General features: G+C 65.2%; 3 protein-coding genes. All 3 read right to left on the bottom strand.

What is annotated here, in order from left to right:
* On the bottom strand, positions 1–945 hold a 945-nt coding region (locus tag VA603_RS10380; RefSeq protein WP_323438768.1), incomplete at its 3' end, for a tetratricopeptide repeat protein.
* A 129-nt stretch (positions 946–1,074) separates the two neighbouring features.
* On the bottom strand, positions 1,075–1,881 hold the full coding sequence (locus tag VA603_RS10375) for a M48 family metallopeptidase (protein ID WP_323438767.1): 807 nt from the start codon (positions 1,879–1,881) through the stop codon (positions 1,075–1,077).
* Between the two features lie 72 nt (positions 1,882–1,953).
* Positions 1,954–2,661: CPBP family intramembrane glutamic endopeptidase (locus VA603_RS10370; protein ID WP_323438766.1), on the bottom strand; the 708-nt coding region annotated here is incomplete at its 5' end.

The following is a 2,661-nucleotide window of genomic DNA, read 5'->3' as shown; positions in this document are numbered from 1 at the left end:
CTTGAGGATGCCCTTCTCCAGGCCCTCGTTGATCACCGCAATGACGTCCCGTTCCTTGTTCTCGGTGTTTGCGTAGATCGAGTACAACTGCTTGTACTCGCGCTCTTCGGTGAGCTGTCCGGACGCACGCAGCTTGTCCATCACTGCGGCGGCCTTGTCCATCTGGTCGGCCTGCATGTACATGCTGGCCAGGTTGAGCTGGGCCTTCTTGTCCGAGGGGTTGCGGCTGGCCAGCGCCTCGGCTTCCTTGACCGCTTCACCGGTCTGGCCGGCTTCGGCGTAGGACGCCATCAGCAGCTGGTTCCAGTTGTCCTTCGGCTCGGGCGAGGCGGCAATGGCGGCGCGCAGCACCGGGATGGCCTCGGCGTACTTTTCGGTCTGGTACAGGGCCTGGCCCTTGATGATCAGCTCTTCGGGCTTGTTGGACTTGGACTCGGCGAAGTACTTGTCCAGGTTGGCCAGGCCTTCGGCGTACTGCTCGTCCTGGATCTGCAGCTGGGCCAGCATCAGCAGTGCCTGGTAGTGGCCGTTGTTGTCCAGCTGGTTCAGGGTGAGCGCCTGCTGCAGGTACTGCTTGGCGCCGGCGTTGTCGTCCAGGTTGTAGGCGGCCTGCGAGGCCAGCTGGTTGGCCACGGCCTTGTCGTAGTCGTTGGCAGCCTCGGCGGCGATGATTTCATCGGCCAGCGCACGGGTCTGCTCGAACTCGCTCTTGTTGTAGGCCTCGAACAGCTTCTGCAGCTTGCCGCTCATCTTCGAGGAAGCCTTGCCGTTGGGCTCCTGGCGGGTCGCTTCCGGGAATAGGACCTCCGGCTTGGAGCTGCCACGATTGCCCCGGCGGTCGGCAGAACGCGCCGACTGTGCAACGGCATCAGCCACCACAACACCACCGAGCGCGGTCGCGATAAGGACGGAAAGCACGGCTTGTTTATGGCTGCGGAAGATCATGGTTCACCTCGATGGGACCGCTTGGGAGCGGAGTTCGGACTATTCGGAAAGAAACCGAGCACGCAAACGTAGCAGAAAATATTTGACGGAGAAATCACTTCCGTTGGTGTACTGCAGCAATGTCCCGGGTCATCCGCACCGTGGGACCCGCTCGGCCTGGCGGGCCTGCTGGAAAACAGGCATCAGCGCCGGCACATCGCGCTGCAGTTCACGGATGCGGTTGGCCGGGTCCGGGTGGGTGGAAAGCCATTGCGGGGAGCGGTTTCCGCTGGCCGCCATCATGTTCTGCCACAGGTTCACCGCCTGCGAAGGGTCGAACCCGGCCTGGGCCATCAGCCGCTGGCCAACCACGTCGGCCTCGCTTTCCTGGGTGCGCGAGCCGGGCAGCAGGAACATGGTCTGCGCGCCCATGCCACCGAGCTGGCTGACCGTGCTGGCCGCGCTTTCACCGTAGGCGGCGCCGGCCAGCACGCTGGCCACCTGCAGGAGCCCGGAGGCGCCCATCTGCTTGGTGATGCGTTCTTCATGGTGGCGCGAAATGACGTGGCCGATCTCATGGCCGATGACGGCCGCCAGCTGGTCCTGGTTGCGGGCCACGCTGAAGATGCCGGTGTTCACGCCGACCTTGCCGCCGGGCAGGGCGAAGGCATTGGGTTCCTTATCGACGAACACCGCCGTCTCCCAACGTACGCCATGGTACTGGGAGGGCAGCTGGGCGACGAGCGCGTTGACCACGCATTGCACGTAGGCGTTCTGCCGGGCGTCGCGGTTGACGGTTTCCTTGGCCTTGGTTTCGGCGAAGGCCTGCGCGCCCAGCTGGTCCAGCTGTTGCTGGGAAACGCCACCAACGACCTGGCGACGCCCGGTCGGTGACGTGGTGGTCGCGCAGGCGCCGAGCAGCAGGATGGCAGTGATGGCGAAAGCAGCGGCTTTCATGATGGATCCCCCACATTCATGGCTGCAGTGTGCGAGCGTCCTGCTTAATTTTTCGTCAACCGCGCGTTCGGCTTACTGCGCGCCGAACCAGACCAGCGCGCCGAGCGCGATGGCGTTGTTGATCGCATGCGCGGCGATGGCCGCCCACAGCGTCCCGGTCTTGCGGTACAGCCAGGCAAAGGCGATGCCCATGCCCCCGTAGATCAACCACAACAGCAGCATCTCCGGCAGCCCGTTGGGGCTGGTGCCGGGCACCTCGTGCACCAGCGCGAAAGCCGTGCCGCTCAACAGCATGCCCAGCCATGGTCGGCCGGCGGCCCACAGGCGGCCGAACAGGACGCGCCGGAACAGCAATTCCTCATAGGCCGGGGCCAGGAACACGGCGAAGACCACCAGCAGCAGGGGATAGTTGGCCAGTGCCTGTTCCATCAGCGGCAGGTTGGTCGGGGCCGGCTCGATGCCGAACTGCTTGCCGATCCAGCTGATCAGGCTGCTGCCAATGAACACGCAGGCCGCTACCAGCAGCGTCCAGCCCCAGGTCGTACCGCGGCGGGCATTCCGGTGCGATTGCGCGCGCTCGGCCGGCGTGGCGCGACGACGCCAGAAGTACAGCACCAGTGCCGCGCCGCCGGTGGATATCAGGGCGATCAGGATCTGCGCCAGCGCGCCCGGGTCACCCAGCAGGCCCGACAATTCCTCGCCGGCCGGCATGCCATTGCCGTTCTTCGCGGCCTCCATGCCCACCATGACGCCGCGCCACAGGCCCCAGGCCAAGCCACA

It is taken from the genome of Stenotrophomonas capsici (assembly GCF_034961085.1).
Lineage (GTDB): Bacteria > Pseudomonadota > Gammaproteobacteria > Xanthomonadales > Xanthomonadaceae > Stenotrophomonas > Stenotrophomonas capsici.
Note: the sequence above shows the minus strand (reverse complement) of the source record. Positions and strands in the feature narration are given on the sequence as shown.

What these genes read in the sequence shown, in the direction of transcription:
- VA603_RS10375 (WP_323438767.1), bottom strand. Translation starts at nt 1,881, where the DNA reads ATGAAAGCCGCTGCTTTCGCCATCACTGCCATCCTGCTGCTCGGCGCC.